The sequence below is a fragment of the Lysobacter terrestris genome (assembly GCF_014489475.1).
Classification (GTDB): Bacteria; Pseudomonadota; Gammaproteobacteria; order Xanthomonadales; family Xanthomonadaceae; genus Agrilutibacter; species Agrilutibacter terrestris.
Map to the genome: position 1 here is coordinate 1763465 of NZ_CP060820.1, position 26988 is coordinate 1790452.

A 26988-nucleotide genomic window follows, 5' to 3' on the forward strand; every position below is an offset into this window, starting at 1 on the left:
GCGCGAACGAATCCGCTGACCCAGGCCGCGAAGCGGCGTCGACTCGAATGAACGGTCAGGCGTCGTGCCGGGGCAGCGGCGCGAGGTGATCGCAGATCGGCTCGAGGATCAGCTCGGGCAGGCTCTCTGCGATGGCCGCTCGCATCTGTTGCCAGGCTTCCGGGTCCACCGACGGCCGGGCCAGGCCCTCGGCCTTTGCTTCCGCGGACGGCCACTGCGTGTAGCTGTACCAGATGTCGTCCGGACCACGATGCAGGCGCGACCCCAGCGAGCCGCGCTCGGCGCGCAACAGTTGGGTGACACGCGACCACGCCTGCACGAAGGAATCTTCCGAACCGGGATGCAAGCGCCAGCGGTAAAGGGCGCAGAAGGTGGACGGCAGATCGGTCATGTGCGCGAAATCCAGTCAGCCGGCTGACGCCCGTTTCGGCCTGCTCCCGCCAGGTGGGGAGTGTCGTGACGCCAGGCCGCTTACTCCGCCTTGGCGCGCAACCGCTCCAGCACGCCGTCCAGCGAATCCAGGTCGCTGTAGTGGATCACCAGGCGGCCCTTGCCGGCGCGGCCGTGCAGGATGCTGACCTGGGTGCTCAGCGATTCGGACAGTTCGCGTTCCAGCGCGGCGATGTCGGCCTGCGGCTTGGGCTTGGCCGCCTTGGCCTTGCCGTTGGGGCTGGTCGCGACCTTGCCGGCGGCGAGCAGCTGCGCGCGGTGTTCGACTTCGCGCACCGACCAGCCGTTTTCCGCAGCCTGGCGCGCCAGCGCGATCGCCGCCTGCGGCGCCAGCGTCAGCAGGGCGCGTGCGTGGCCCATTTCCAGGGCCTTGGTTTCCAGCAGCACGCGGATGTCGACCGGCAGTTCCAGCAGGCGCAGCAGGTTGGACACCGCGGCGCGCGAACGGCCGACCGCGTCGGCGGCCTGGGCGTGGGTGAGGTCGAATTCGTCGATCAGGCGCTGCAGCGCGATCGCTTCTTCCAGCGGGTTGAGGTCCTCGCGCTGGATGTTCTCGATCAGCGCCATCGCGACCACGGTGCGGTCGTCGACTTCGCGGATCACCACCGGCACTTCCGGCAGCCCGGCCAGCTGCGAGGCGCGCCAGCGGCGTTCGCCGGCGATGATCTCGTAGGACTTGCCGCCCAAGTCGCGCACGACGATGGGCTGGATCACGCCCTGCGCCTTGATCGAATCGGCCAGCTCGCCGAGCTTGCCCTGGTCCATGGTGCGGCGCGGCTGGTACTTGCCCGGGGTGAGCGCGTCGATCGGCAGCGTGCGCAGGGCCTCGCCGGGTTGCGCTTCGGTCAGCGCGGGGGCTTCGGCGGCGGCCTTCGGGCCGAGCAGGGCTTCCAGGCCGCGGCCCAGGCCGCGCTTCTTCGCCGTGCTCATGCCGCGGCCTCCTTGGCGGCCGACTTCGCGGCCTGGTCGCGCTCGCGCCCGCGGCGCAGCACTTCGCCGGCCAGGCCCATGTAGGCGATGCCGCCGCGGCTGGCCTTGTCGTAGCCGACGATGCTCTGGCCGTGGCTGGGCGCCTCGGCCAGGCGCACGTTGCGCGGCACGATGGTGCGGAACACGCGGTCACCGAAGTGGCGGGTGAGTTCGGCCGAGACCGCGTTGGCGAGGTTGTTGCGCACGTCGAACATGGTGCGCAGCACGCCTTCGATCTCCAGCGCCGGGTTGAGCTTGGCCTTGAGCGCATCGATGGTGTCGATCAGGGCGCTGATGCCTTCCAGCGCGTAGTACTCGCACTGCATGGGCACGATGATCGAGTCGGCTGCGGTCAGCGCGTTGAGCGTGAGCAGCGACAGCGCCGGCGGGCAGTCGATCAGGATGTAGTCGTAGTGCACGCGCAGCGGCGCGAGCGCGGTCTTCAGGCGCTGCTCGCGCCCGGCTTCGTTCATCAGGCTGATTTCGGCCGCGGTCAGCTCGATGTTGGCCGGCAGCAGGTCGAAGTCCTCGGCGGTGCGCTTGAGGATCTTGGCCGCGTCGGCTTCGCCCAGCAGCACGTCGCAGATCGTGTCCTCGATCTCGCGCTTGTCGATGCCGCTGCCCATGGTCGCGTTGCCCTGCGGGTCGAGGTCGACCAGCAGCACGCGCTTGGGCGTCTTGGCCAGGGCGGCGGCCAGGTTCACGGCGGTGGTGGTCTTGCCGACCCCGCCTTTCTGGTTGGCGACAGCGATGATGCGGGCCATGCGGCTCGTTGCCTCGGGACTTGCGGTGGATGGCCGGAAAACGGCCCGGACCGGGGATTATGCGTTATCGCGCGCCGTGGGGCGGCGGCGATGACCGTCGGCGTTGGGACCGCTCTTGCGGGCGGCACAGCGCCGACGGTGGTGTGACGCGTGCCAGCGTTGCGCAAATGGCGGGGGCGCGGCGGGATCGGGCGCACAGTCCGGGGAACGGTGCGCGCGGTGGGGCCCGTGCCCGGTCGATGGCGAGCGGGAGCCCGCCCTACGCGCTGCGGCGGATGTCGATCAGGTGGCGTTCGCCGGTGACGCCGGGCACGCGCAACGGGTGGCTGGCGGCCACGGTCCAGCCGGCGGGCAGCGCGGCGATCTCCTCGGCCGGGTACACCCCCTTCATCGCCAGCAGGGTGCCGTCGGGCTTGAGCAGGTGGCCACCCAGTTCGAGGATCAGCGGCAGGGTCGCCAGTGCGCGCGCGGTGATGGCATCAAAGGCGCCGGGCTCAGCCACCGCCTCGATCCGCGCCTCGGCCACGCGCACGTCCTTGAGGCCGAGCTGGCGCACCGCTTCGCGCAGGAAGCGCGCCTTCTTGCCGTTGCTCTCGACCAGGGTGACCTTCAGTCCCGGCTTGACGATGGCCAGCGGGATGCCCGGCAGGCCGGGGCCGGTGCCGAGGTCGGCGAGGCTGCCGCCACGCGCGGCGAGGGCATCGACGAAGGGATGCATGGCCAGCGAGTCGAGCAGGTGCTTGCCGACCATCTCCTGCGGATCGCGCACCGCGGTGAGGTTGTAGGTCTGGTTCCAGCGCGCCAGCAGGGCCAGGTAGGCGAGCAGGGGCGTGGCGTAGGCGGGGTCGAGGGCGAGCGCGCGCAGGCCGGCTTCGAGGCCGGGGCGCAGGGAATCGGGCAGGGAGGCGTGCTGGCTCATCGGCGAAATTATGAACGCGAACGGCCGGCCCGGCCCGCGCGCACGCTCAACGCGGCGGCGGATCGCGCCAGGCGAGTGCGGCCACGTAGTCCGGCGCCGGGGCGAATTCGTGCAGCGACCAGTCCGTGGCCAGGCCCAGCCCGGGGGCGCATTCGACCAGGGTGAGCGCCGCGCCGGTATCGGCGAAGCGCAGCTTTTCCAGGCCGAAGGACAGGCCGTGGCCGTGCGCCTTGAGCACGGCTTCCTTCGCGCACCACAGGCGCAGGAAGGCGCGGTCGCGGGCCTCGCCCGGCGCGAAGGCCGCGAGCCAGTCCTGTTCGGGCGCGGTGAAATAGCGCCGCGCCAGCTCCAGCGCGCGGGGTCGCGGGCGCATGCGTTCGCAGTCGACGCCCAGTTCGACGCGGTGGCCCAGCGCGATCAGCAGGCCGTCGCCACTGTGGCTCCAGCTGCAGTCGTAAGCCTGCTGCGGCGGGCCCAGGCGCGGGCGGCCGCGCGGTTCGCGCTGCAGGTTGAGCGCGTCCGCCGGCACCGCCAGTGCGGCGGCCAGCCAGGCCTTCGCGATCGGGTCGGTGGGGGTGCCGTGCGCGTGCGCATGCCAGCTCCAGCGCACCGGGCCGTGGATCGGATTGGCAGTTTCGGCGGCGGAAAACGCCATGGGCACGGGGTGTCGACGCGGGTGCCGGTAACATACCGCAAGGGGAAAGCGGCCCAGGACGGTAGGGGTCGCGCCGGAACGCAGGTTCGGAACGCATGTCCGCAGTCATCCAGTCCATCGCCAGGCCACCGCAGCACGAAGTCCCGCTGACGGCGGGCGCCCTGGCGCGCCTGTTCGCCTTCGACGCCACGCAGGCCATCGACCTGGGCTGCTTCGTGCGCGAAGTGCGCGGCGTCGCCGGACGCCTGCCCGAGGCGCGCTACGCCCTGAACCTGTGCGAGGACCGCTACCGTTTCGTGGTCGCGCTGTGCGCCGCCGCGCTGCGCGGCCAGACCACGCTGCTGCCGCCGTCGCGCGCCCCCGCCGTGGTCGCGGAGATGCTGGCGCAGCATGCCGACAGCTACGCGCTGTGCGACGCGCCCGGCTACGGCGATGCGCCGGTCGTCGCCGCGACGCAGCGCTGCTGGCGCCTGCCGGCGGCACTGCCGCACCTCGACGGCGAGCCGCTGCGCCTGCCCGACGAGCTGCTGGTGGCGATCGGCTACACCTCCGGCAGCACCGGCCGCCCCAAGCCCAACCCCAAGACCTGGGCCTCGCTCCGCGCCAGCACCGCGCAGAACCTCGCCGCGCTCGACGACCTGCTCGACCACCGCGGCGTGACGCCGCTGGTCGCCACCGTGCCGCCGCAGCACATGTACGGCATGGAGATGTCGGTGCTGCTGCCGTTGCTGGGGCCGGTCGCGGTGCACGCGGCGAAGCCGTTCTTCCCCGCCGACATCGCCCGCGCCCTGCACGACGCGCCGCAACCGCCGCTGCTGGTGACCACGCCGGTGCACCTGCGCGCGCTGGTCGAATCCGATGCGCAGCTGCCCGTCCTGCGCGGCATCGTCTCGGCGACCGCGCCGCTGTCGCGCGAACTGGCGCAGGCGGCGGAAGCGCGCTTCGGCAGCGAAGTGCGCGAACTGTTCGGTTCGACCGAAACCTGCGTGATCGCGCGCCGCCGCACCGCGCGCGAGGACGCGTGGACGCCGTTGCCGGGCGTGCTGCTGTTGCCGCAACCCGACGGCACCGCGGTGCAGGCCGCGCACCTGGCGCAGGCGGTGGTGCTGGCCGACCTGGTCGAGGTGCACGCCGACGGCCGCTTCGAACTGCGCGGCCGCAACGCCGACCTGATCGAGATCGCCGGCAAGCGCGCCTCGCTGGGCGACCTCAGCCGGCGCCTGCTGGCGGTGCCGGGCGTGCGCGACGGCGCCATGTTCCAGCTCGATCCGTGCCCGCGCACCGGCGTGGCGCGCATCGCCGCGCTGGCGGTGGTCGCGCTCGGCACCAGCGAGGCCGACGTGCTGGCGGCGCTGCGCGCGCACATCGACGCGGTGTTCCTGCCGCGGCCGCTGCGCCTGGTCGACGCGCTGCCGCGCAACGAGACCGGCAAGCTGCCGCGCGCGGCGCTCGCCGCAGTGCTGCAGGGCGCGGGCTGACGCGCATCACGCTGCGGCGCGCGTCTTCTTGACGCCGTCTTCATGGTGCGCGCGCCGCGGCGCATCTCTGACATCGCCATCACGCATCCACGCCCAGACTTTCACTGCCCCCGAGCGGGAGCGGAATCACGGCGTCCTTCAGGCGCGGATTCCACGGCTATTCCACGCGCAGCTGGAAGGAGAGACGCACATGATGGGTTTCATTGTTTGGCTGATCGTAGGCGGCATCATCGGCTGGCTGGCGAGCATGGTCATGAAGACGGATGCCCAGCAGGGCCTGTTCCTCAATATCGTCGTCGGCATCGTCGGCGCCTTCCTCGGCGGCTGGATCGGCAGCCTGCTCGGCATCGGCGGCACGGACATCAACGACGGCGTGTTCAACCTGACCAGCCTGCTGTTGTCGCTGGTCGGCGCGATCGTGCTGCTGGCGATCATCAACCTGTTCCGGCGCGGAAGCGTGCGCTGAAGCGCACGCCGGCGCGAAAAACAAAGGCCCGGTCATCCGGGCCTTTGTTTTTGCTATTGCCTTCTCCCTGTCGCGCAGCGACGGGGAGAGGGAAGCTCATCCGGTTACGGCCCGATCTCCACCCACACCGGCGTGTGGTCGCTCGGGCGTTCGCGCGTGCGCGGGGCGGTGTCGATGCCGGCGGCGACGGCGCGGGCGCGTAGCGCCTCGCTCAGCAGCACCAGGTCGATGCGCAGGCCCCAGCCGCGTTCGAAGGCGTTGAGTCGGTAATCCCACCAGCTGTGCTGCCCGGCCTGGTCGTTGAACAGGCGGAAACTGTCGTGCAGGCCGAGGTCGAGCAGGTCGCGCAGCGCGTCGCGCTCGGGCGTCGAGCACAGGATCTTCTCGCGCCAGCGCTTGGGGTCGTGCACGTCGCGGTCGTCCGGGGCGATGTTGAAATCGCCGAGCACGACCAGGTTCGGGTGCTGGCGCAGTTCCTCGCGCAGCCATTCGCGCACCGCCTCCAGCCAGCGCAGCTTGTAGGCGAACTTCTCGCTGCCGACCGCTTCGCCGTTGACCACGTACAGGTCGACGATGCGCACGTCGCCCACGGTGGCGGCGAGCACGCGCTTCTGCGGGTCGTCGAAACCGGGGATCGCGGTGACGCATTCGCTGGTGAAGGGCAGGCGGCTGACCAGGGCCACGCCGTTGTAGGTCTTCTGCCCGCAGAACACGCTGCGGTAGCCCAGTTCGGCCAGCGCGGCGTCGGGGAATTTGCTGTCCTCGAGCTTGGTTTCCTGCAGGGCGACGACGTCGGGGCCGAAGTCCTGCAGCCACTGCTGCAGGTGCGGCAGGCGGACGTTGAGCGAGTTGACGTTCCAGCTGGCGATTTTCATGGGCGGGAGTGTAACGCGCCCGATTTTCTCCCTCCCTTTCGCGTAGCGAAGGGGAGTGGGCAGTAAACTGCACGCATGAACATCGTCCGCCCCTACCTCGACAAGACCCCGGTCCTCGGCGAACGCAGCTACATCGATCCGGCCGCGACCGTGATCGGCGACGTGGTCCTCGGCGACGACGTCTCGATCTGGCCGGGCACGATCGTGCGCGGCGACGTCAACTTCATCCGCGTCGGCGCGCGTACCAACATCCAGGACGGCACCGTCGTCCACGTCAGCCACGACGGCCCGCACGCCAAGCTCGGCGGCTTCGCCACGGTGATCGGCGCGGACGTGACCATCGGCCACAAGGCGATCATCCACGCCTGCCGCATCGAGGACGCGGTGCTGATCGGCATGGGCGCGATCGTGCTCGACGGCGCGGTGGTGAAGAAGCACGGCTTCGTCGGCGCCGGCGCGCTGGTCGCGCCGGGCAAGGTGGTGGGCGAAGGCGAGCTGTGGCTGGGCAATCCGGCGAAGAAGGTGCGCATGCTCAGCGATGCGGAAATCCAGGCGCTGTACTACTCCGCGCAGCATTACGTGCGCCTGAAAAACCACTACCTCGGCCTGCCCGCGGCCTGACGCTGCAGCCCGCGGCGATGGCGGTTGTGGCGGTCGTGCGCGCGCTTTACAGTCGGCGTCGGGGAGTGGGGGAACGCGTTGGGCATGGAAGTGAACGTCAATCCGTATGCGGCGCCGGGGGCGCCGGTCACCGTGGCCATGCCGCCGCCGCTGCCCACAGCCGCGCGCCACGCGCCGCTGGCCGGGCGCGGTGAACGCCTGGTCGCCGCGATCATCGACCGCGCGCTGTACGTCGCCTGTTTCATTCCCGTGCTGCTCGCCGGCATGGCGCAGGCGCGCAGCCTGATCGGCGTGACCGTGGCCGTGGGTTTCCTGGCGATGGCGTGCCTGTTCATCTACAACCTGATGCTGCTGGGCGACAACGGCCAGACCGTGGGCAAGCGTTGGCTCGCCATCCGCATCGTCCGCACCGACGGCAGCGACGTCGATTTCGGCCGGCTCTTCGCCCTGCGCATGTTCGTGCCGTGGCTGCTCGGTTTCTTCCTCGGTCCGTTCTTCGTGCTGCCTGACCTGCTGTGCATCTTCGGCAACGAGCAGCGCTGCCTGCACGACATGCTCGCCGACACCATCGTGGTCGCCGCCTGACGTGGTGGCAGTGGCCGGGGTGGCGCGCGCTTGAGCAACACGACGATGGCGAACAACGTATCGGCGCACGCTCCGTCGCCGAACAGCCGGTCCGCCGCCGTGCTGGACACCTACCGCGAAGTGGTCACGCCCGAAGGCGTGGCCCTGCACCTGCCCGCGGCCGGGCCGGTGCCGCGCGCGCTGGCATGGGCGATCGACCTGGCCATCCGCATGGTGGTGCTGTCGATCGTGAGCATGGTGGTGGCTCTGCTCGGCGTCGCCGGCTACGGGCCCTACCTGATCGTGATGTTCGTGGTGTTCTGGTTCTATCCGGTGCTGTTCGAGGTGCTCGACCACGGCCGCACGCCCGGCAAGCGCGCGCTCGGCCTGCGCGTGATCGCCGCCAACGGCGCGCCGGTCGGCTGGCTCGCCGCCTTCATCCGCAACCTGTTGCGCACGGTGGACATGCTGCCGTTCGGCTACGCCGCCGGACTGGTCGCCAGCCTCGCCGATCCGTGGGGGCGCCGGTTGGGCGACATGGTCGCCGGCACGCTGGTCGTGCACGACGCGCGCCAGCACGAACCACAGGCCGCGCCGGTCGGTGTCGCGCTGGCGCCGGCGGTGGCACTGCTGCCGCACGAACAGGCCGCGCTGGTCGCCTTCGCCGAACGCGGCCCGCAGCTGACGCAGGAGCGCCAGGCCGAACTCGCCGACCTCGCCGAACCGCTGGTGCAGGCGCGCGGCACGCTGGCGGTCGCGCGCCTGTACGGCGTCGCCAACTGGCTGCTGGGGCGGCGATGAGTTCGCATCGCGCTCACGCTCACCAATGCGTAGCCCGGGTAAGCGCGGCGCACCCGGGGCACACGACGGCGTGGGAGCCCATCCCGGGTGCGGCCTTTGGCTTTACCCGGGCTACGACGTCGGGGCGACGGGCATGAGGCGGGTGCCATGAGGCAGGAGACTTTCGTCCAGCGCCACCAGGCCGAATGGACCGCGCTCGAGCAGTGGCTCGATGCGCGCGCCGGCAACGCGCGCAAGGCGCGCGCGCACCGGCGCGAGTGGCACGGCCTGCCCGACCACGCGATGCCCGAACGCTACCGCCGCCTGTGCCAGCAGCTCGCGCTCGCGCGCCGCCGCGGCTACAGCCCGGTGGTCACCGATCGCCTGCAGCAGCTGATGCAGCGCGGCCATGGCGTGCTCTACCGCACGCCGCCGCCGCGCTGGCGGCGCGCGGTGGAATTCCTGCTCGCCGGCTTTCCGCGGCTGGTGCGCGCCGAGGCGGGCGTGATGCTCGCCGCGCTGGCGCTGTTCGCCGTGCCGCTGGTGGCGATCTTCGTCGCAATACAGCTTCAGCCGGACCTGTCGAGCGCGCTGTTCGACCCGGTGCAGCTCGCCGGCTTCGAGCAAATGTACGACCCGGCCGATCCATCGCGCGACCTCGGCCGCGACAACGGCACCGACCTGGCGATGTTCGGCCACTACATCTGGAACAACATCAGCATCGGCTTCCGCACCTTCGCCAGCGGCCTGGTCGCCGGCCTCGGCACCATCCTCGTGCTGCTGAGCAACGGCCTGATCATCGGCGGCGTCGCCGGGCACCTGCAGGCGGTGGGCCACGGCGATCCGTTCTGGCGCTTCGTCTGCGGCCACGCCGCGTTCGAACTCACCGCGATAGTCATTGCCGGCGGCGCCGGGCTGCGCCTGGGACTCAACCTGATCGCGCCGGGCCAGCGCCACCGCATCGATGCGCTGGTGGAGGGCGGCCGCCGCGGCGGACTGCTCTGCGTCGGCGTGCTGGTGATGCTGGTGGTCGCCGCGTTCATCGAGGCGTTCTGGTCCTCGATCGGCTGGATGCCGGCATGGATCAAGTATTCGGTCGCCGCGGCGCTGTGGCTGGCGGTGCTGGTCTGGCTGTTCGCGGGCGGGCGCAACCGCCTGTACGCCGATGACGGCCTCGCGCCGGGGCTGGGCGCATGAGGATCGAAGACCTCACCGTGGCCCTGCGCCCGCGCACCGCGTGGGAAGCGGTCGAACTCGGCACCGCGCTGGTGCGCCGCCACGCCGGTGCGGTGTGGAAGCCGTGGCTGCTGTTGTCGCTGCCGTGCCTGCTGCTGCTCAACGCGCTGTGCTGGGCGATCGGCGAGGTGTGGCTGGCGGGCGTGCTGATGTGGTGGTTGAAGCCGCTGTTCGACCGCATCCCGCTGTACGTGCTGTCGCGCGCGGTGTTCGGCCACGTGCCGCCGGTGCGCGAGACGGTGCGCGCGCAGTGGCGCTTTGGCCGGCGCTGGCTGCCGGCATACCTGACCTGGCGCCGCCTCAGTCCGGTGCGCGCGGTGTACCTGCCGATCGACCTGCTCGAAGGCGGCAGCGGCGAGGAGGCGCGCGCGCGTCGCCGCGCGCTGGGGTCGCCGGTGTACGGCGTGGGTTCGCTGGTGCTGCTGGTGTTCGCGCACTTCGAGATGGCGTTGCTGCTCGGCATCGTCTTCACCGTGATGCTGTTCGCGCCCAACGATCTGCTGCAGGAAACCGCGGCGCGGATGTGGAACGTGTTCGAGTCGCAGCAGGACTGGGTGCAGGCGGTGGAGAACGTGCTGTTCTGGACCGCGACCAGCGTGCTGGAACCGTTCTACGTCGGCGCCGGTTTCGGCCTGTACCTCAACCGCCGCACCGAGATCGAGGCCTGGGACATCGAGATGGTGCTGCGCCGGCTGCGGCGGCGCCTGACCCAGGCGGTGGCGCCGCTGCTGGTGCTGTGCGCGCTGTGCCTGGGCGCGGTGCCGTCGGCGCGCGCGCAGGACGACGAGCCGTTCGCCGGCGCTGCGACTCCGACTGCGCCGCAGGTACAGCCGGTGCGGCCGCGCACGGGTTCGACGCTGGACGAGGTGTTCGGCCCGCAGGCCGTCGACGACGCCGGCTGGCGGCAGGCGGTCAAGCGCGCCTATGAGGACCCGCGGGTGAGCCCGAAGCGCACCGTCATGCAGTGGGTGCCGAAGGATCCGGACAAGGAAGACGAGCAGGACGAGCGCGATCCGCAGGCCTTGTCCCGTTTCGGCGAGTGGTTCGCGACGATCGGCGAATACGGCTTGTGGATCGTGGTGGCGGCGCTGGTGCTGGCGCTGCTGCTGACCGCGCCGCGCTGGTTGCGCTGGGTGCGCGATCCCGCGCGGCGCAAGGGGTCCGACGACGCCGAGGTGCGCCGCGAGGTGCAACCCGAAGAAGCGCCGTTGCCCGATGACATCCCCACCGCCGCGCGCCGCCTGTGGCAGGCCGGGCGCGAACGCGACGCGCTGGCGCTGCTGTACCGCGCCAGCGTCGACGCCATGACCCGGCGTGCGCAGGTGGTGCTGGTGCCCGGCGCGACCGAGGCGCAGACCCTGCGCGCCTCGCGCCAGTTGCCCGCGGAAGCGGACCGTGAGGCGTTCGCGCGCGTGGTGCGCGTGTGGCAGCTCGCCGCGTACGCACATGGCCTGCCGGCGGGCGAGGAATTCGAGGAACTGCTGGCGCAGTTGTCGCAGCGCTTCGCCTGGGCACGCCCGGGAGTCGCCGCATGAACGCGCAGGCGAGCGTTCGCCCGAACGTGCTGCGCACCGTGCTGCTCACGCTGCTGGGCGTGGTCCTGCTCGCCGGCTTGACGGCGTGGTGGCTGCACACCCACGAGCGCGTGCCGCGCGAAGTGGACATGCCGCGCATCGGCGAGGCGCGGCGCAACCCGCTGTTCGCCCTGCAGGTGGCGCTGGAGCGCGACGGCGTCCGCGTGCATTCGCGCCGGCGCCTGCAGCTGCTTGCCGACGGCGCGCGTGGCGAAACCGTGCCGCTGGCCGCGCGCGATACGGTGGTGCTCTACAACGATCCACGCACGCTGCGCAGCGACGAGGTCGATGCCTTGCTGCGCTGGGTCGATGGCGGCGGCCACCTCATCGTGCGCACGCCGCCGCATGGGTTACTGGCGAAGAATGCGCCGGTGCCGCTGTTCGCCGAACTGCAGCTGCTGCCGATGGGCAGCGACCGCGAAAGCGGTTGCGCCGAAGTGGGGGGGCTGGGCGCGCCGGTGGCCGAGGGCACCGCCACCGTGGGCGACGATCGCAGCGATGAAGGCGGCAACGACGAAGGCCGCGGCGTACTGTTCTGCGGCGCACGTCGCTTCACCCTGGTCGGCGCCAATCCGCAGCACAGTTGGGGCGATCTGCAGCACGGCTATGTCTTCGCCCGCATCCACCGCGGTGCCGGCAGCGTCGACGTGCTCGCCGAGCTCGACTTCCTCGGCAGCGACGCGCTCGACCGCAACGCCAGCTTCCCGCTCGCGCACCGCGTGCTTGAACCCAACTACCGCGCCGGCACCGTGCACCTGGTCTACGCCGCGCAGATGCCGTCGCTGTGGGCGACGCTGGCGCGCCACAGCTGGATGGCATGGGGCCCGCTGCTGCTCGCGTTGCTGGCGTGGCTGTGGCGGCGGATGCAGCGCTTCGGCCCGCAGCTGGCCACGCCCGTGCTCGAACGCCGCTCGCTGCTCGAGCACATCACCGCCAGCGGCGAACTCGCGTACCGCTACGGTTATGCGCACCTGCTTTACGACGCCGCGCGCAACGCGTTCCTGGCGCGCCTGCGCCGCCGCGATCCGCAGGCCGCCGCGCTGCAGGGCGAACCGCAGCTGATGCTGCTGGCCGCGCGCTTCACCGACGTGCCGGCGGCCGAGATCCGCGACGCGCTGCTGCCACCGTTCGCGAACGACCACACCGCCTTCCGCACCCGCATCGCCACCCTGATCCGACTGAGAAACCGACTATGAGTGACACGTTGATCCCACCGCTGGCGCCGGACCACGTCGCCTCGTCGCGCGCCATCGTTCCGCTCACCGGCGCCGCGCTGGCGCAGCGCGCTGCCGCCATCCGCGCCGAGGTCGGCAAGGCCTTCATCGGCCAGGCCGAAGCGCTCGACCAGGTGCTGATCGCCCTGCTCGCCGGCGGCCACGTGCTGATCGAAGGCGTGCCCGGGCTGGGCAAGACGCTGCTGGTGCGCGCGCTGGCCCGCGCGCTGGATTGCGGCTACGCCCGCGTGCAGTTCACCCCCGACCTGATGCCGTCGGACATCAGCGGCCACGCCGTGTACGACCCGAAGACCGAGACCTTCAACATCCGCCGCGGCCCGGTATTCACCAACCTGTTGCTCGCCGACGAGATCAACCGCGCACCGGCGAAGACGCAGTCGGCGCTGCTCGAGGCGATGCAGGAACTGCAGGTGACGATCGAAGGCCACAGCTTCGAGCTGCCGCCGCCGTTCCTGACCCTGGCCACGCAGAACCCGGTCGAGCAGGAAGGCACCTACCCGCTGCCGGAAGCGCAGCTCGACCGCTTCCTGCTCAAGGTGCTGATCGGGTATCCCTCGCGTGCCGACGAGAAGAAGATGGTCGTCGCGGTGAGCCAGGGGCGCATGGCCTCCGACTTCGACCTGTCGCAGATCCGGCGCGTGGTCGGGCCGGAAGAGATCGTGGCGATGCAGCTGGGCACCGCGCAGGTCACCGTCGACGATGCGGTGATCGATTACGCGGTGCGGATCGTGGCCGCGACGCGCGACTGGGCCGGCATCGCGCTCGGCGCCGGGCCTCGTGGCAGCCTGGCGCTGGTGCGCGCGGCGCGCGCGCAGGCGGTGCTGTCGGGCCGCGATTTCGTCACCCCCGACGATGTGCGCGAGATCGCCAAACCGGCGCTGCGCCACCGCATCGCGCTGGCGCCGGAGCTGCTGATCGAAGGCCAGGAGCCTGACGACGTGCTGCACGCGCTGCTGTCCAAGGTGGAAGCCCCGCGGCAATGAGTCCCCGTCGTGATCCCGTCGCCCGGGTAAGCGCAGCGCACCCGGGAGCTGTTACGCCAATGAGTCGGAGGCACCCCGGGTGCGCTGCGCTTACCCGGGCTACGACCGTCATGGAGTCGTTCCCGTGAGCGGGCGTCGGAGCGTGCCTCGGCCCGCCCCGGCGCTGCTGGTGTTGCTGGCGTTGTGGGCCGCACTGGGCCTCGCTGCCAGCGTCAACCTGGTGCCAGGTTCGGCGTGGTGGCTGGCCGGCGCGGCGTTGCTGCTGATCGCCGGCCTCGACGCGTGGCGCGTGTTCGCTGCGGCGACGCCGGCCGTGCAGCGCCGCGTGCCGGACACCTGGCCGATCGGCGTGGAGCGGCCGGTGACGCTGCAGCTGGAGAGTGCACGCGCGCAGCGGCTCGACGTGTTCGACCTGCACCCGGGCAGCTGGGCGATGCAGGGCCTGCCGCGGCGCCTGCGCCTGCAACGCGGTGAAGCGGCCAGTCTCGACTATGCGCTGCGCGCCAACGCGCGCGGCGATTTCACTTTCGACGGCGTGCAGCTGCGCCTGCATTCGCCGTGGCGGCTGTGGTGGCAGTCGCGCGTGGCGGGCGAACCGCAGCGCGTGCGCGTGTTCCCCAACTTCGCCCCGCTGGCGCGCTTCGCCATGTTCAGCGCGGAACAGGCCTCGCGCCTGGTCGGCGCGCACGTGAAGCGGCGTCGCGGCGAGGGCACCGACTTCCACCAGATGCGCGAGTACCGCGTCGGCGACAGCCTGCGCCAGATCGACTGGAAAGCGACGGCACGCGCGCGCCGGCTGATCTCGCGCGAATACCAGGACGAGAAGAACCAGCAGCTCGTGCTGCTGCTCGACACCGGCCGCCGCCTGCTCGCGCGCGACGGCGAACTCGCGCACTTCGACCACGTGCTCGATGCCGCGCTGGTGGTGTCTTACCTTGCCCTGCGCCAGGGCGACGGCGTCGGCCTGCTCGCCAGCGGCGGCGACAGCGCGTGGGTACCGCCGCAACGCGGCGTCGGTGCGATCGACAACCTGCTGCGCGCGACCTATGCGCTGCAGCCCAAGCCGGTCGCCACCGATTTCCTGCAGGCTGCGACCGAGCTGTCGACGCGCCAGCGCCGCCGCGCGCTGGTGATGCTGGTCACCAACCTGCGCGACGAGGACATGGACGACCTGCTCGCCGCGGTGCAGGTGCTGCGCAAGCGCCACCTGGTCTGCGTCGCCAGCCTGCGCGAAGCCGCGCTCGATGCCGCGCTGGCGCAGGACGTGCACGACCTGCCCACCGCGATCCGCGCCGGCGCCACCGCCGAATACCTCGCCCGGCGCAACGCCGCGCACGACGCGCTGCGCGGCCACGGCGTGATGGTGCTGGACGTGGCCTGCGACCAGCTGGCGGCGGCGCTGGTGGAGAAGTACCTGGCGGTCAAGCGCGACGGCTTGCTGTAGGTGGCATTCGCCCGCGGCAGCGGGTCATTGCGAAATCGACGTGCCTGCGCGCGTGTGGCCGAACGTGCGGGCAGCGCGCGCGAGGATGCGGCCTCAGGTCCGTATTTCGCCGCGCAATGCCGCCGCTTCCGTTTCGAACAACCCCGCCAGCCAGTCCGCGACCACGCGGAAGCGCACGATCTGGCCGGCATCGCGGTGGCTGAGCAGCCACAGTTCGCGCGAGAGCACGGGATCCGGGTGCAGCCGTTGCAGCCCGGCGCGGTCCGCGGCGATGCAGGGCAGCAACGCGAGTCCGGCACCTTCCTCGCAGGCGCGCAGGATCATCGACACGCTGCTCAGGCGCACCAGCGGGCGGCGTGGCTGCAGCTGCGCCAGCCATTGCATTTCCGGCATGCGCGAGAGCTCCACCGGATAGGCGAGCCACGGCGCATCCGCCCATTGCTCGCGCGGCAAGTTGGCGTACGCGCCCGCGCCGTACACCGCGAATCCGAGCGCGCCGACCTTGCGCATGCGCAGCGCCGCGTCCTCGCTGGGGCGATTGAGGCGGATGGCGAGGTCGGCTTCGCGGCGCGTGAACGACAGGTCGCGGTTGTCACCGAGCAGGTTCACCTGCAACGCCGGATGCGCGTCGAGCAGCTGCGGCAGGTGCCGCACCAGCCAATGGGTGAACAGCACGTCGATCGCGGTGACATTGACGGTGCCGGCGATGCCTTCGGCTTCGGCGCGTACGTCCAGCAGCATCGTCTGCACGCGCTCGTGCACCGCCTCGGCGTGGGCGAGGAACACGCGGCCGGCATCGGTGGCGCGATAGCCCACGGGTTCGCGGATGAACAGGCGCGCCTGCAGCGCCTTCTCCGCCGCGGCAACGCGCCGGCTCACCGTCGAGGCATCCAGGCCGAGCGCGCGACCGGCCTGGCTCATGCTGCCGGTGCCGGCGAGCTTGAGCAGCAGGGGAATGTCGTTCCAATCGAACTCCATGCCGCTGTCTCCGGTCAGGGCGGGGCGGAAAACCGACGGGTGCCTCGCGCGCGGGTCGCGCAGCACGAGCAGGAAGCATGCCAGCAGGCGTTGCAGGCGTGCATCGATTGTTTGCGGCGGCGGGCATTCCCGCAACGGTCGGGGCGGGCCCAGAATCCGTCCGTGATCCGACCCCGGCCGGCGAAGGACCCCCAAACCGCCGCCGCGACCGCCCGTTCCGCCCTTCCCCAAGGCCAGCGAGGAACGCAAGACGATGAGCACGTTCACCACCAAAGACGGCACGCAACTCTGGTTCAAGGACTGGGGCCATGGGCCCGCGGTCGTCTTCAGCCACGGCTGGCCGCTGACGGCCGACAGCTGGGATGCGCAGATCTTCCACCTGGTCGCCAACGGCTTCCGCTGCATCGCCCACGATCGCCGCGGTCACGGCCGCTCCAGCCAGCCGTCGGACGGCAACGACATGGACCACTACGCCGACGACCTGGCCGAACTGCTCGACCACCTCGACGTGCGTGATGCCGTGCTGGTCGGCTTCTCGACCGGCGGCGGCGAGGTGGCGCGCTACATCGGCCGGCATGGCACCAGGCGCCTGCGCAAGGCCGCACTGGTCTCGGCGGTGCCGCCGCTCATGGTGAAAACGGAAGCCAATCCCGGTGGGCTGCCGATCGCGGTGTTCGACGGCCTGCGCAAGGCCTTCCTTGCCGATCGTTCGCAGTTCTTCCGCGACGTGCCCAGCGGTCCGTTCTTCGGCTACAACCGGCCCGGCGCGAAGCCGTCGCAGGGCGTGATCGACGCCTGGTGGCTGCAGGGAATGCTGGGCGGCTACAAGAACACCTACGAATGCATCAAGGCGTTCTCCGAGACCGACTTCACCGAAGACCTGAAGAAGTTCGACGTGCCCACGCTGGTGATCCACGGCGACGACGACCAGATCGTGCCCATCGATGCCGCCGGCCGCGCCTCGGCGAAGCTGGTGAAGAACGCGCAGCTGATCGTGTATCCCGGCGCGCCGCACGGCATCACCGACACGCACGCGGACAGGCTCAACGCGGACCTGCTGGCCTTCGTGCAGGCCTGATGCACGGCGCTCCCATCCCTACCCCGGTATCCATCGAGGCGATCCCATGCTCGACACGTTCACCCTGAGCTCCTTCGGAGCGTTCCACACTCTGTTGGCCCTGATCGCGGTGGTGGCGGGCCTCCTCGGCCTCGTCCGCCACGGCGAAATCGGCACCGGTACGCGCGCCGGGCTGACCTATGTCGTGTTCACCGTGCTCACCAGCGTCACCGGGCTCTTCATCTTCCGCCACGGCAGCTTCGGTCCGCCGCACGTGCTGGCCATCGCCACGCTGGTGGTGCTGGCGATCGCCTACGCGGCGGAGAAGCGCGGCAATCCCCACGGCTTCGCACGCTACGTCGCGGTGCTGGGGTATTCGCTGACGCTGTTCTTCCATCTGATTCCCGGTCTTACCGAGACCGGCACGCGCCTGCCGCTGGGTGATCCCGCCTTCACCGGGCCGGAAGACCCCACGCTCAAGGCGCTGGTGGGCGCCGGCTTCCTGGTCTACCTGGTGGGCGCGGCGGTGCAGGTCCTGCGCATCCGCCGGTGGCGCCGCCTGGTGCCGTCGACATGAGCGCGCGGCCGAAGGCGCTGGTCACCGGCGCATCGAGCGGCATCGGCGCGGTCTACGCCGACCGGCTGGTGCGCCTGGGCCACGACGTGGTGCTGGTGGCGCGCGACGAGGCGCGGCTGCGCGCGCTGGCGGAACGGCTGCAGGGCGAGCACGGCGACGCGCGCATCGAGGTACTGCGCGCCGACCTCCTCGACCGGGCCGACCTGGCACGCGTGGAAGCCCGCCTGCGCGACGACGACGCCATCGCCCTGCTGGTGAACAACGCGGGGATCTCCGCGGCCGGCAGCTTCATCGATGCCGATCCGGACAAGCTGGAGACGATCATCACCCTCAACGCCACGGTGGTCACGCGGCTCGCGCTCGCCGCGGCAAAGCGCTTCGTCGCGCGTGGCAGCGGCACCATCGTCAACATCGGCTCGGTGACGGCGCTGATGCCCGAATCGTTCGAACCGGTGTACCTGGCGACCAAGGCCTACGTGCTCGCGCTCAGCCAGTCGCTGCAACAGCAGCTGGAGCCGCGTGGCGTGCGCGTGCAGGCGGTGCTGCCGGGGATGACCCGCACCGAGATCTGGGAGCGTTCGGGCGTCGATCCGCAGGCCTTGCCCCCCGACATGCTGATGGAAGCGAGCGAGCTGGTGGACGCGGCGCTGGCCGGCCTCGACATGGGCGAGACGGTGACGATTCCCTCGCTGCCGGATGCGGAGGCGTGGGACGAATTCAACGCGCAGCGGCGCCGGCTCGGCCCGTTCCTGTCGCGGCGGCACGCGGCCGAGCGCTACCGCCTGGCGATCGAGTGAGGAGTTCCCGATGACCACCACCTACGCCGCGGCCGACACCGCGCTGCTCGTCGTCGATCCCTACAACGACTTCATGAGCGAAGGCGGCAAGCTCTACGACGCGACCCGTGAAACCGCACAGGCGGTGGGCTTCTACGCCAACCTGCCGCGCGTCATCGCGGCGGCACGCGCCGCGTCGATCCGCGTCTTCATCGTCCCGCATCGGCGCTGGCGGCCAACCGACTACGCCGGATGGCTGCACATGAATCCCTCGCAGGAGGGCGTGGAGCGGCTGCAGCTGTTCGCGCAGGGCAGCTGGGGCGGCGAATTTCACCCGCAGTTCGGCCCGCAGCCCGGCGACGTCGTCGTGCACGAGCATTGGGGACAGAGCGGCTTCGCCAACACCGACCTCGACGCGCAGCTCAAGCAGCACGGCATCCGCCGCATCATCCTGGTGGGCATGGTCGCGAACACCTGCGTGGAATCGACCGCGCGCTTCGGCATGGAACTCGGTTACCACGTGACCCTGGTGAAGGACGCCACCGCCGCCTTCAGCGCGGCCGGCCTGCACACCGCGCACGAGGTGAACGGGCCGAGCTTCGCGCACGCGATCGTCAGCACGGAGCAGCTGCTTGCGGCGTTGCCGGCGTAGCCGTCACGGTCGCGTCGCGATCTCCAGCGCAGTGAGCGTCGCCAATGCGGCGTCGCGCGAATCCCCGCACATCGACGCCAGCGGCCGCAGCGAGGCGCAGAACGCCGGTCGCTCCGGTCGCCCGAACAGGCGGCAACGCAACTCGTCGTCCAGCTGCACGCACGGGATGCCCGCCGGCTTGCCGTGCGGCATGCCGGGAATGGGCGAGGTGATCGAGGGCGCGATGCAGCACGCGCCGCAACGTTCGCGGCAGTCCATCGGTGCGCGCGGGCGTCAGTCGGCGGTGACCAGCACCGCGCCGCGGTCGCGCAGCATCGCGTACACCGCGTCGGTTTCCGGGCGCACCTTGTGCCAGCGGTGGAAGCTCTCGGCGGCCTGCTCGACCAGCATGCCCAGGCCGTCGATGCAGTCGTGCGCGCGCGCCGAGCGCGCCCAGGCGAGGAAGTCGACCGCGGCTTCGCCATAACTCAGGTCCACCGCCGCGCCGCGCGGCGCGACCAGGTTGACCGGCAGCGACGGCAATGCCGCGCCGCGCGTGGCGGAGGTCGCGTTGATCACCAGGTCGAAGTTGCCGAGGCTGCCGACGTCGTCGAGGTAGCGCGGGTGCACGCGGCCCGGCAGCGCCAGCGCATCGGCCAGCGCATCGGCGCGCTCGGGCGTGCGGTTGACGATGAACAGGTCGCCGATGCCGGCGTCCAGCAAGGACGGGGCGATGCCGCGGGCCGCGCCGCCGGCGCCGATCAGCAGGGTGCGGCGCGCGCGCAGGTCCAGGCCGTGGCGTTCGGTGAGGTCGCGGACCAGGCCGACGCCATCGGTGTTGTCGCCCTGCCAGCCGGTGGCGGTGCGGATCAGGGTGTTGACCGCGCCGGCGCGCTGCGCGGCGTCGCTGAGGTAGGTGCAGATCTGCGACGCGCGCGCCTTGTGCGGCAGGGTGACGTTGGCGCCGACGCCGCCTTCGGCGGCGAATTCGGCCAGCGCCGCGTCGAAGTCCTCCGGCGCCGCGTCGATCGCCGTGTATTCCAGCGCGATCCCGGTCTGCCGCCCAAAGGCGGCGTGGATCCGCGGCGACAGCGAGTGGGCGACGGGGTGGCCGATGACGGCGTAGCGCTGGACGGACATGGAGGCCTCGCGCGGAAGCGGTGGGTGGTGCGTGCGTACTGGACGCGGTGTGTATGGACGAACGCGAAGCCCGGGGCGGGGCGGCCGTCGCGTTCGAGTCTACGCCCGCGTTCGCGAAGTGTGCGCACGCGACCGGTTTGGCGATGGCGAGGAGTCAGCAACTGCGGCACATTGGCGCTTCGTTCACGCAAGGACACCGCGATGCGCCGTTACACCCTGTGGGCCGGTTCGCTGTTGCTCGTTTCCGGCATCGCGCATGCCTGGCTGGCCGAGTTCGGCATCGAGGGCATGCACGTGGTCTCGACCAAGGCGTCGGAGGTGCGTGCCACGGTCAGCCCGGACGGCCAGCGCATCGTCTGGGGCAGCACCGACCGCGCTGGCGGCAAGGGCGGCTGGGACCTGTGGCAGGCCACGCTGAAGCAGAACCGCTGGCAGGATCCGCAGCCGCTGGCGATCAACACCGCGGCGAACGATTTCGATCCGGCCTTCAGTGCCGACGGGCGCTGGCTGTACTTCTTCTCCAACCGCGAGGGCGGCCTCGGCGGCGACGACCTGTACCGCGTCGCGGTGCGCGGCGACGGCTTCGGCGCGGTGGAAAACCTCGGCCCCGGCGTCAATTCCAAGGGCGACGAATGGGCGCCGGCACCGAGCCAGGACGGCAAGGCACTGCTGTTCGCCAGCGACGGCTTCGGCGGCGCGGGCCGGCACGACCTGTTCGTGGCGAAGTGGGACGGCAGCGCCTTCGGCGCGCGCACGCCGGTGCCGGGGGTGAACACGCGTGCCGACGAGTTCGATGCGGCCTGGCTCGACGCGGGCCGCGGGATCGTGTTCACGCGTTCGGCCAATGCCGACGACAAGCCGATGCAGTTGTTCGTGGCGCAATGCGACGGCAAGCGCTATGCGGCCGCGGCACCGTTGCAGCTGTCGTTCAACACCGGCGACGCGTGGACGCTGGGACCCAACATCGATTGGAACAAGCCCGGCGAACTGCTGGTCACCGGCAAGGCGCGCGCGCCGAGCGCGGGCCAGCTCGACATCTACCGGATGAAGGCGCCGGCGGCGACGGGGAAGGTGGGGTGCTTGTGAGGCGCTGAGGGGTTCTCGGAGCAACGACAAGAAGCGCCCCTCATCCGCCCTGCGGGCACCTTCTCCCCACTCTTCGAGCGGGGAGAAGGAAAGCTCAAGCTACGTCGGGCCAGCTGTTAACCCCTCGCCCCGCTTGCGGGGAGAGGGATCGCGTTGCGCAAGCAACGCAGGGTGAGGGGGCGTCGGACGTCAGCCCTCGCGCAACCACCGCGCCGCATCCAGCGCGAAGTAGGTCAGTACCGCGTCGGCGCCGGCACGCTTGATCGAAGTGAGCGCTTCCAGCGCGCAGCCGCGTTCGTCGAGCCAGCCGTTGCGCGCGGCGGCCTTGAGCATCGCGTACTCGCCGCTGACCTGGTAGACGAAGGTCGGCACGCCGAATTCGTCCTTCACCCGGCGCACGATGTCGAGGTAGGGCAGGCCCGGCTTCACCATCACCATGTCCGCGCCTTCCTGCAGGTCCTGCGCGACTTCCTGCAGCGCCTCGTCGGCGTTGGCCGGGTCCATCTGGTAGGTGTACTTGTTGCCCTTGCCCAGCGCTGCGGCCGACCCCACCGCGTCGCGGAACGGGCCGTAGAACGCACTGGCGTACTTGGCGCTGTAAGCGAGGATGCGGGTGTGGATGTGGCCGTCGCCTTCCAGTTCGGCGCGGATCGCGCCGATGCGGCCGTCCATCATGTCGCTGGGGGCGACGATGTCGGCGCCGGCGCGCGCGTGCGACAGCGCCTGCTGCACCAGCGCCGCGACGGTCTCGTCGTTGAGCACGTAGCCGCTGGCGTCGATCAGGCCGTCCTGGCCGTGCGTGGTGTAGGGATCGAGGGCGACGTCGGTGATCACGCCCAGTTCCGGGAAGCGCTGCTTGAGCGCGCGCACCGCGCGCTGCACCAGGCCGTCGTCGGCCCACGCCGCTTCGGCGGTGAGCGACTTGGCGTCCGGTGCGGTCACCGGGAACAGCGCGAGCGCGGGCACGCGCAGTTCGCAGGCCTGTTCGGCGACCTTCATCAATTCGTCGATGGAGACGCGCTCGACGCCGGGCATCGAGGCGATCGCTTCGCGGCCGGGCAGTTCGTGCACGAACACCGGGTAGATCAGGTCGTTCGCGGTGAGCACGGTCTCGCGCATCAAGCGACGCGAGAAGTCATCGCGGCGCATGCGCCGCAGGCGGGTGTGGGGGTAGCTCATGGCGCGGATTCTACGCCCCGGCCACGGCCGGGGCCTTTGCGCGAACAGGACAGAGAAGTTCCGTAGCCCGGGCAAGCGCAGCGCACCCGGGGCTTCTGGCCAGCCCAATCCCCGGGTGCGGCCTCTGGCCTTGCCCGGGCTACGGGTTATGCGCCACGCGCTGCGGTCAGAGCGGATAGACGCGGTAGCGCAGCGGCGCCACCGCAATGGCCTGGCCCACGGCGGGGGTCTCCACGTCCGGCGTGGCGGCGAAATCGAATTCCAGCGGCCGCGACTGGCCGACGACGTCGAGTTCCAGGGTGATGCGGTCGGCCAGCCGGTGCGCGGCCACCACGCGTGCGCTCCAGCCCTCGCCGGTGCGGACGAGCGCGAGGTCGTGCGGACGCACGTACAGGCGCGCGTCGCCATCGGGCGCATCGCTGGCGAAGGCGTGCGCTTGCCCGTGCGCGGCGAACTGGCCGGCTTCGACGCGCCCTTCCAGCGCATTGGCGCGGCCGATGAAATCGAAGACGTACTCGGAGGCCGGCGCGCTGTAGATCTCGTCCGGCGTGCCGACCTGTTCGATGCGGCCCTCGCGCAGCACCACCACGCGGTCGGCGAGCTCCAGCGCTTCTTCCTGGTCGTGGGTGACGAACAGCGTGGTCTGCCCGGTCTGCTCGTGCAGGCGGCGCAGCCAGCGGCGCAGTTCGATGCGCACCTTGGCATCGAGCGCGCCGAAGGGTTCGTCCAGCAGCAGCACGGTCGGATCGATCGCCAGCGCGCGCGCCAGGGCGACGCGCTGGCGCTGGCCGCCGGAGAGCTGTTCGGGATAGCGCTCGCCCAGTTCGGCGAGCTGGATCAATGCCAGCAGTTCCTCGACGCGGCGCTTGATCGTGGCCTTGTCGGGGCGGCGCGCGCGCGGGCGGCTGCGCAGGCCGAAGGCGATGTTTTCGGCCACGGTCATGTGCTTGAACAGCGCGTAGTGCTGGAACACGAAGCCGACGTTGCGCTCGCGCAGGCTCAGGCGCGTCGCGTCGGTGTCGCCGAAGCGCACCTGGCCGCTGTCGGCGTGCAACAGGCCGGCGATCACGCGCAGCAGCGTGGTCTTGCCCGAGCCCGACGGCCCCAGCAGCGCGACCAGTTCGCCCGAAGCGATGTCGAGGTCGACCGCGTCCAGCGCGGCGACGTCGCGGTAGCGCTTGCTGAGTTGACGGATGTGCAGGTCCATTCCGCGCGATGCCGGAGAGGGGCTCGGGTCCTGTTGTACCAGCACTGGCGGCACGGGGCGATGGTCCTGTGCGCGTGCGGATTTGTCGAAATCGACCCTGACGACGTTCACTCAATGTCTCCGATGTGTCTTCGCCAAGGCATCGCCGTGGCGTGCCTCCAGCCGCGCCGCGGAAGGCGTCACGGCATGGCGGCGTTCGGCCCGGCGCACCGGGCGAGGGAAATGAAGCGGCGACATCTCAGTGCCTCCGATGCGACTTGGCGATGGCATCGCCATGGCGCGCCTCCAGCCGCGCCGCGGAAGGCGTTACGGCATAGCGGCGTTCGGCCCGGCGCACCGGGCGAGGGAAATGAAGCGGCGACATTTCAATGTCTCCGATGCGACTTGGCGATGGCATCGCCGTGGCGCGCCTCCAGCCAGAACTTGATGATCAACGTCACCAGCGCCAACCCGCTCAGCAGCGATGCCGCCGCGAACGCCGCGGTGCTGTCGAACTCGTTGTAGAGGATCTCGATGTGCAGCGGCAGCGTGTTGGTGAGTCCGCGGATGTGCCCGGACACCACCGACACCGCGCCGAATTCGCCCATCGCGCGCGCACCGCACAGCAGCACGCCGTAGAGCAGGCCCCACTTGATGTTGGGCAGGGTCACGCGGCGGAACATGGTCCATGCGCCGGCGCCGAGCGAGCGCGCGGCGAGCTCCTCGTCGGAGCCCTGCTGCTGCATCAGCGGGATCAGTTCGCGCACCACGAACGGGAAGGTGATGAACAAGGTCGCCAGCACGATGCCGGGACGCGCGAACAGGATCCTGACGTCCCATTGCTCAAGCAGGCCGGCGAACCAGCCATGGGTGGTGCTGAACAACAGCACCAGGCACAGACCCGCGACCACCGGCGATACCGCGAACGGCAGGTCGATCAGCGCCAACAGCGGCCGCTTGAAGCGGAACTCGAAACGCGTCACCGCCCACGCCATCAGCGTGCCGAACACCGCATTGACCGGAATCACGATCGCCGCGGTGAACAGGGTGAGCCTGAGCGCGGCCACCGCGTCGGGTTCGCGCAGCGCCGCCCACCACGCGCGGAAGCCGTCGCCGAACGCGGCACCCAGCACCATCAGCAGCGGCAGCACCACCAGCCCGAGCATGATCAGCACCGCGGCGCCGATCAGCAGCGCGCGCAGCCAGGCGGGTTCGTGCAGGACATCGCGGGGGCGCGGATCAGCCACGGCCCTGCTCCCGGCGCTCGTGCGCGAACAGCGACGGGATCGCGTTGATCGCCAGCAGGCACACGAACGACGCCGCCAGCAGCAGCGCGGCGATGGCGATGGCACCGTTGTAGTCGTATTCCTCCAGGCGGATGGTGATCAGCAGCGGCGCGATCTCGGTGGCGAAGGGCTTGTTGCCGGCGATGAAGATCACCGAGCCGTATTCGCCCAGCGCGCGCGCGAACGCCAGCGAGAAGCCGGTGAGCAGCGCCGGCAGCAGCTCGGGCAGGATCACCCGGCGCAGGGTGGTGAAGCGCGAGGCGCCGAGCGAGGCGGCGGCTTCTTCCTGTTCGTGGCCCAGTGCCTCCAGCACCGGCTGCACCGTGCGCACCGCGAACGGCAGGCCGATGAACACCAATGCGATCACGATGCCGAGCCAGGTGTAGGCGATCTTCAATCCCAGCGGTTCGACGAAGCGGCCGACCCAGCCGTTGCTGGAATAGATCGCGGTCAGGGCGATGCCCGCCACCGCGGTCGGCAGGGCGAACGGCAGGTCGACCAGCGCGTCGAGCAGGCGCCGGCCGGGAAAGCGGTAGCGCACCAGCACCCACGCCACGATCGCGCCGGCGACCAGCGCGAGCAGCGACGCCGCCAGCGCCGCGCCGAAGCTGAGTTTCAGCGCGGCCTGCACGCGCGGGTCGTGGATCGCGCGCAGCCAGCCGTCCATGCCCAGTCCGGCCGCGCGCCACGCCAGCGCCAGCAACGGCAGCAGCACGACCACGCCGAGCCAGGCCATGCCCAGCCCCAGGCTGAGGCTGAAGCCGGGCAGCGGGCGGCGCGTCCGGAAGGGGATCAACGAGGGCAGGGCGGCGGTGGTCACTCGGTCGGTTGTTTGCTGTTGCTCGGTTGTCATCCCCTCCCTTTCGCCGCAGGCGAAGGGGAGGGTTAGGGAGGGGTGCTTTTGGTGTTGCTTTGGTTTTTCTTCAGGGCAAGAACATCTTCAGAGCAAGAACAAGATCAAAGGCACCCCCTCCCTGGCCCTCCCCTTCGCCTGCGGCGAAAGGGAGGGGGAAAGCAGCCTCCCTTCGGCGCGAAAGAGAGAGGAAAACCCGATCACTTCGGCTGGTAGATCCGGTCGAAGAACCCGCCATCGGCGAAATGCGCCGCCTGCGCCTGCTTCCAGCCGCCGAAGGCCTGGTCGATGGTCACCTGCGTCACCGTCGGGAAGCGCGCGAGTTCGGTCGCCGGCACCTTCTCCGGTTCGGCCGGGCGGTAGTAGTGCTTCGCGGCAAGGCGCTGGCCTTCCGGCGAATACAGGAAGCGCAGGTAGGCCTCGGCCTGCTTGCGCGTGCCGTGCCTGGCGACGTTCTTGTCCACCCACGCCACCGGCGGTTCGGCGCGGATGCTCAGCGACGGCACCACGATCTCGAACTTGCCGCGCGTATCGCCCTGGTTGAGGGTGAGTAGCGCCTCGTTCTCCCACGCGATCAGCACGTCGCCGATGCCGCGCTCGGCGAAGGTGGTGGTCGCGCCGCGCGCGCCGGTATCGAGCACCGGCACGTTCTTGAACAGCCGGGTGAGGAAGTCGAGCACCTTGCCGCCGTCGCGGTATTCCTTCGACGCCCACGCCCACGCGGCGAGGTAGTTCCAGCGCGCGCCGCCCGAGGTCTTCGGGTTCGGCGTGATCACGCCGACGCCGGGCCGGGCGAGGTCGGCCCAGTCCTTGATGCCCTTGGGATTGCCCTTGCGCACCAGGAACACGATCGTCGAGGTGTACGGCGCGCTGTTGTGCGGCAGGCGCGATTGCCAGTTCGCCGGCAGCAGCTTGCCGTTGGTCGCGATCGCGTCGATGTCGGCGGCCAGCGCAAGCGTCACCACGTCGGCCTCGAGTCCGTCGATCACCGCGCGTGCCTGCTTGCCGGAACCGCCGTGCGAAGCGCGCACGCGGAGCGTCTCGCCGGTGTCCCGCTGCCACTGCGCCGCGAAGGCCTGGTCGACTTCGGCGTAGAACTCGCGCGTCGGGTCGTAGGAGACGTTGAGCAGCGCGACGTCCTTGGCCTGCGCGGCCGGGCCGAGCAGCGCGAGGGCGAGCAGTGCGCTGCGAAGGGGAGTGCGGAGGCGTGGCGTCATGGGGTCTCG

Annotated in this window: 29 protein-coding genes; 15 read left to right on the forward strand and 14 right to left on the reverse strand. The window is 70.7% G+C overall.

The annotated features are described in order from the left end of the window. Positions 1 to 55: 55 nt before the first annotated feature. From H8B22_RS08185 to H8B22_RS08205, 5 genes are all read right to left on the reverse strand, one after another. Positions 56 to 391 (reverse strand): antibiotic biosynthesis monooxygenase family protein, encoded by a 336-nt coding sequence (locus tag H8B22_RS08185; RefSeq protein ID WP_187710959.1) that lies wholly within the window; start codon positions 389 to 391, stop codon positions 56 to 58. Between the two features lie 80 nt (positions 392 to 471). Further along, positions 472 to 1380, reverse strand: coding sequence for a ParB/RepB/Spo0J family partition protein (locus tag H8B22_RS08190; RefSeq protein ID WP_187710960.1), 909 nt, complete (start codon positions 1378 to 1380; stop codon positions 472 to 474). Further along, positions 1377 to 2183 (reverse strand): ParA family protein, encoded by an 807-nt coding sequence (locus H8B22_RS08195; RefSeq protein WP_187710961.1) that lies wholly within the window; start codon positions 2181 to 2183, stop codon positions 1377 to 1379. Before H8B22_RS08195 ends, H8B22_RS08190 begins: the two co-directional genes overlap by 4 nt. A gap of 259 nt (positions 2184 to 2442) precedes the next feature. Further along, positions 2443 to 3102 (reverse strand): 16S rRNA (guanine(527)-N(7))-methyltransferase RsmG, encoded by a 660-nt coding sequence (gene rsmG / locus H8B22_RS08200; protein WP_187710962.1) that lies wholly within the window; start codon positions 3100 to 3102, stop codon positions 2443 to 2445. Between the two features lie 46 nt (positions 3103 to 3148). Further along, entirely contained in the window at positions 3149 to 3757 is a 609-nt protein-coding gene (locus tag H8B22_RS08205) for a 4'-phosphopantetheinyl transferase family protein (RefSeq protein WP_187710963.1), read from the reverse strand. 95 nt (positions 3758 to 3852) lie between these two features. Between H8B22_RS08205 and H8B22_RS08210 the strand changes: the two genes are divergently transcribed. Both H8B22_RS08210 and H8B22_RS08215 read left to right on the forward strand, forming a co-directional pair. Next, the gene (locus H8B22_RS08210) at positions 3853 to 5235 is read left to right on the forward strand and encodes an AMP-binding protein (protein ID WP_187710964.1); all 1383 of its coding nucleotides are present in this window, start codon (positions 3853 to 3855) and stop codon (positions 5233 to 5235) included. 193 nt (positions 5236 to 5428) lie between these two features. Beyond that, the gene (locus H8B22_RS08215) at positions 5429 to 5701 is read left to right on the forward strand and encodes a GlsB/YeaQ/YmgE family stress response membrane protein (RefSeq protein ID WP_187710965.1); all 273 of its coding nucleotides are present in this window, start codon (positions 5429 to 5431) and stop codon (positions 5699 to 5701) included. A 104-nt stretch (positions 5702 to 5805) separates the two neighbouring features. Here the strand turns inward: H8B22_RS08215 and xth are convergent, their stop codons facing one another. Beyond that, positions 5806 to 6576, reverse strand: coding sequence for an exodeoxyribonuclease III (gene xth, locus H8B22_RS08220; protein WP_187710966.1), 771 nt, complete (start codon positions 6574 to 6576; stop codon positions 5806 to 5808). 75 nt (positions 6577 to 6651) lie between these two features. On the opposite strand from xth, the gene H8B22_RS08225 reads away from it, so the two are divergent. From H8B22_RS08225 to H8B22_RS08260, 8 genes are all read left to right on the forward strand, one after another. Next, positions 6652 to 7197: a gamma carbonic anhydrase family protein gene (locus H8B22_RS08225; RefSeq protein WP_187710967.1), complete on the forward strand. Its 546-nt coding sequence runs from the start codon at positions 6652 to 6654 to the stop codon at positions 7195 to 7197. Between the two features lie 84 nt (positions 7198 to 7281). After that, the gene (locus H8B22_RS08230; protein ID WP_187710968.1) at positions 7282 to 7782 is read left to right on the forward strand and encodes an RDD family protein; all 501 of its coding nucleotides are present in this window, start codon (positions 7282 to 7284) and stop codon (positions 7780 to 7782) included. A gap of 45 nt (positions 7783 to 7827) precedes the next feature. Next, positions 7828 to 8562, forward strand: a complete 735-nt coding sequence (locus H8B22_RS08235) for an RDD family protein (protein ID WP_187710969.1) — start codon at positions 7828 to 7830, stop codon at positions 8560 to 8562. A 147-nt stretch (positions 8563 to 8709) separates the two neighbouring features. Next, positions 8710 to 9738, forward strand: a complete 1029-nt coding sequence (locus H8B22_RS08240; protein WP_187710970.1) for a stage II sporulation protein M — start codon at positions 8710 to 8712, stop codon at positions 9736 to 9738. Then, positions 9735 to 11312 (forward strand): DUF4129 domain-containing protein, encoded by a 1578-nt coding sequence (locus tag H8B22_RS08245; protein WP_187710971.1) that lies wholly within the window; start codon positions 9735 to 9737, stop codon positions 11310 to 11312. The genes H8B22_RS08240 and H8B22_RS08245 overlap by 4 nt, the downstream gene beginning before the upstream one ends. Next, a complete protein-coding gene (locus H8B22_RS08250; protein WP_225876166.1) occupies positions 11309 to 12547 on the forward strand; it encodes a DUF4350 domain-containing protein in 1239 nt (412 codons plus the stop codon). The genes H8B22_RS08245 and H8B22_RS08250 overlap by 4 nt, the downstream gene beginning before the upstream one ends. Continuing rightward, positions 12544 to 13569: an AAA family ATPase gene (locus H8B22_RS08255; RefSeq protein WP_187710972.1), complete on the forward strand. Its 1026-nt coding sequence runs from the start codon at positions 12544 to 12546 to the stop codon at positions 13567 to 13569. The genes H8B22_RS08250 and H8B22_RS08255 overlap by 4 nt, the downstream gene beginning before the upstream one ends. Before the next feature lie 142 nt (positions 13570 to 13711). Beyond that, a complete protein-coding gene (locus H8B22_RS08260) occupies positions 13712 to 15013 on the forward strand; it encodes a DUF58 domain-containing protein (RefSeq protein WP_225876167.1) in 1302 nt (433 codons plus the stop codon). Positions 15014 to 15106: 93 nt separating this feature from the next. Here H8B22_RS08260 and H8B22_RS08265 read toward each other — a convergent pair whose 3' ends face one another. Then, positions 15107 to 15991, reverse strand: a complete 885-nt coding sequence (locus H8B22_RS08265) for a LysR family transcriptional regulator (RefSeq protein WP_187710973.1) — start codon at positions 15989 to 15991, stop codon at positions 15107 to 15109. 253 nt (positions 15992 to 16244) lie between these two features. Here H8B22_RS08265 and H8B22_RS08270 point away from each other — a divergent pair, with 253 nt between their 5' ends. The 4 genes from H8B22_RS08270 to H8B22_RS08285 are packed head-to-tail and all read left to right on the forward strand — an operon-like array spanning position 16245 to position 19053. Further along, on the forward strand, positions 16245 to 17069 hold the full coding sequence (locus H8B22_RS08270) for an alpha/beta fold hydrolase (RefSeq protein WP_187710974.1): 825 nt from the start codon (positions 16245 to 16247) through the stop codon (positions 17067 to 17069). A 46-nt stretch (positions 17070 to 17115) separates the two neighbouring features. Then, positions 17116 to 17625, forward strand: coding sequence for a DUF2306 domain-containing protein (locus H8B22_RS08275; RefSeq protein ID WP_187710975.1), 510 nt, complete (start codon positions 17116 to 17118; stop codon positions 17623 to 17625). Then, positions 17622 to 18422, forward strand: a complete 801-nt coding sequence (locus tag H8B22_RS08280; RefSeq protein ID WP_187710976.1) for an SDR family NAD(P)-dependent oxidoreductase — start codon at positions 17622 to 17624, stop codon at positions 18420 to 18422. Before H8B22_RS08275 ends, H8B22_RS08280 begins: the two co-directional genes overlap by 4 nt. 10 nt (positions 18423 to 18432) lie before the next feature. After that, positions 18433 to 19053, forward strand: a complete 621-nt coding sequence (locus H8B22_RS08285; protein ID WP_187710977.1) for a cysteine hydrolase family protein — start codon at positions 18433 to 18435, stop codon at positions 19051 to 19053. Between the two features lie 3 nt (positions 19054 to 19056). On the opposite strand, the gene H8B22_RS08290 is transcribed toward H8B22_RS08285, so the two are convergent. Beyond that, positions 19057 to 19311, reverse strand: a complete 255-nt coding sequence (locus H8B22_RS08290) for a YkgJ family cysteine cluster protein (protein WP_187710978.1) — start codon at positions 19309 to 19311, stop codon at positions 19057 to 19059. Positions 19312 to 19326: 15 nt separating this feature from the next. After that, positions 19327 to 20172, reverse strand: a complete 846-nt coding sequence (aroE, locus tag H8B22_RS08295; RefSeq protein WP_187710979.1) for a shikimate dehydrogenase — start codon at positions 20170 to 20172, stop codon at positions 19327 to 19329. 201 nt (positions 20173 to 20373) lie between these two features. Between aroE and H8B22_RS08300 the strand changes: the two genes are divergently transcribed. Beyond that, positions 20374 to 21258 carry a TolB family protein gene (locus tag H8B22_RS08300; protein ID WP_187710980.1) on the forward strand — a complete coding sequence of 295 codons (885 nt, stop codon included), beginning with the start codon at positions 20374 to 20376 and terminating at the stop codon, positions 21256 to 21258. A gap of 189 nt (positions 21259 to 21447) precedes the next feature. On the opposite strand, the gene hemB is transcribed toward H8B22_RS08300, so the two are convergent. The 5 genes from hemB to H8B22_RS08325 form a co-directional block, all read right to left on the reverse strand. After that, complete coding sequence (gene hemB / locus H8B22_RS08305; RefSeq protein ID WP_187710981.1) at positions 21448 to 22437, reverse strand: porphobilinogen synthase; 990 nt, start codon at positions 22435 to 22437, stop codon at positions 21448 to 21450. A gap of 166 nt (positions 22438 to 22603) precedes the next feature. Continuing rightward, positions 22604 to 23644, reverse strand: coding sequence for a sulfate/molybdate ABC transporter ATP-binding protein (locus H8B22_RS08310; protein ID WP_187710982.1), 1041 nt, complete (start codon positions 23642 to 23644; stop codon positions 22604 to 22606). Positions 23645 to 24009: 365 nt separating this feature from the next. Then, positions 24010 to 24870, reverse strand: coding sequence for a sulfate ABC transporter permease subunit CysW (gene cysW / locus H8B22_RS08315; RefSeq protein ID WP_225876168.1), 861 nt, complete (start codon positions 24868 to 24870; stop codon positions 24010 to 24012). Further along, positions 24863 to 25729 carry a sulfate ABC transporter permease subunit CysT gene (gene cysT / locus H8B22_RS08320; RefSeq protein ID WP_284690664.1) on the reverse strand — a complete coding sequence of 289 codons (867 nt, stop codon included), beginning with the start codon at positions 25727 to 25729 and terminating at the stop codon, positions 24863 to 24865. Before cysT ends, cysW begins: the two co-directional genes overlap by 8 nt. A gap of 233 nt (positions 25730 to 25962) precedes the next feature. Beyond that, positions 25963 to 26979 (reverse strand): sulfate ABC transporter substrate-binding protein, encoded by a 1017-nt coding sequence (locus H8B22_RS08325; RefSeq protein WP_187710985.1) that lies wholly within the window; start codon positions 26977 to 26979, stop codon positions 25963 to 25965. Between the last annotated feature and the right edge of the window lie 9 nt (positions 26980 to 26988).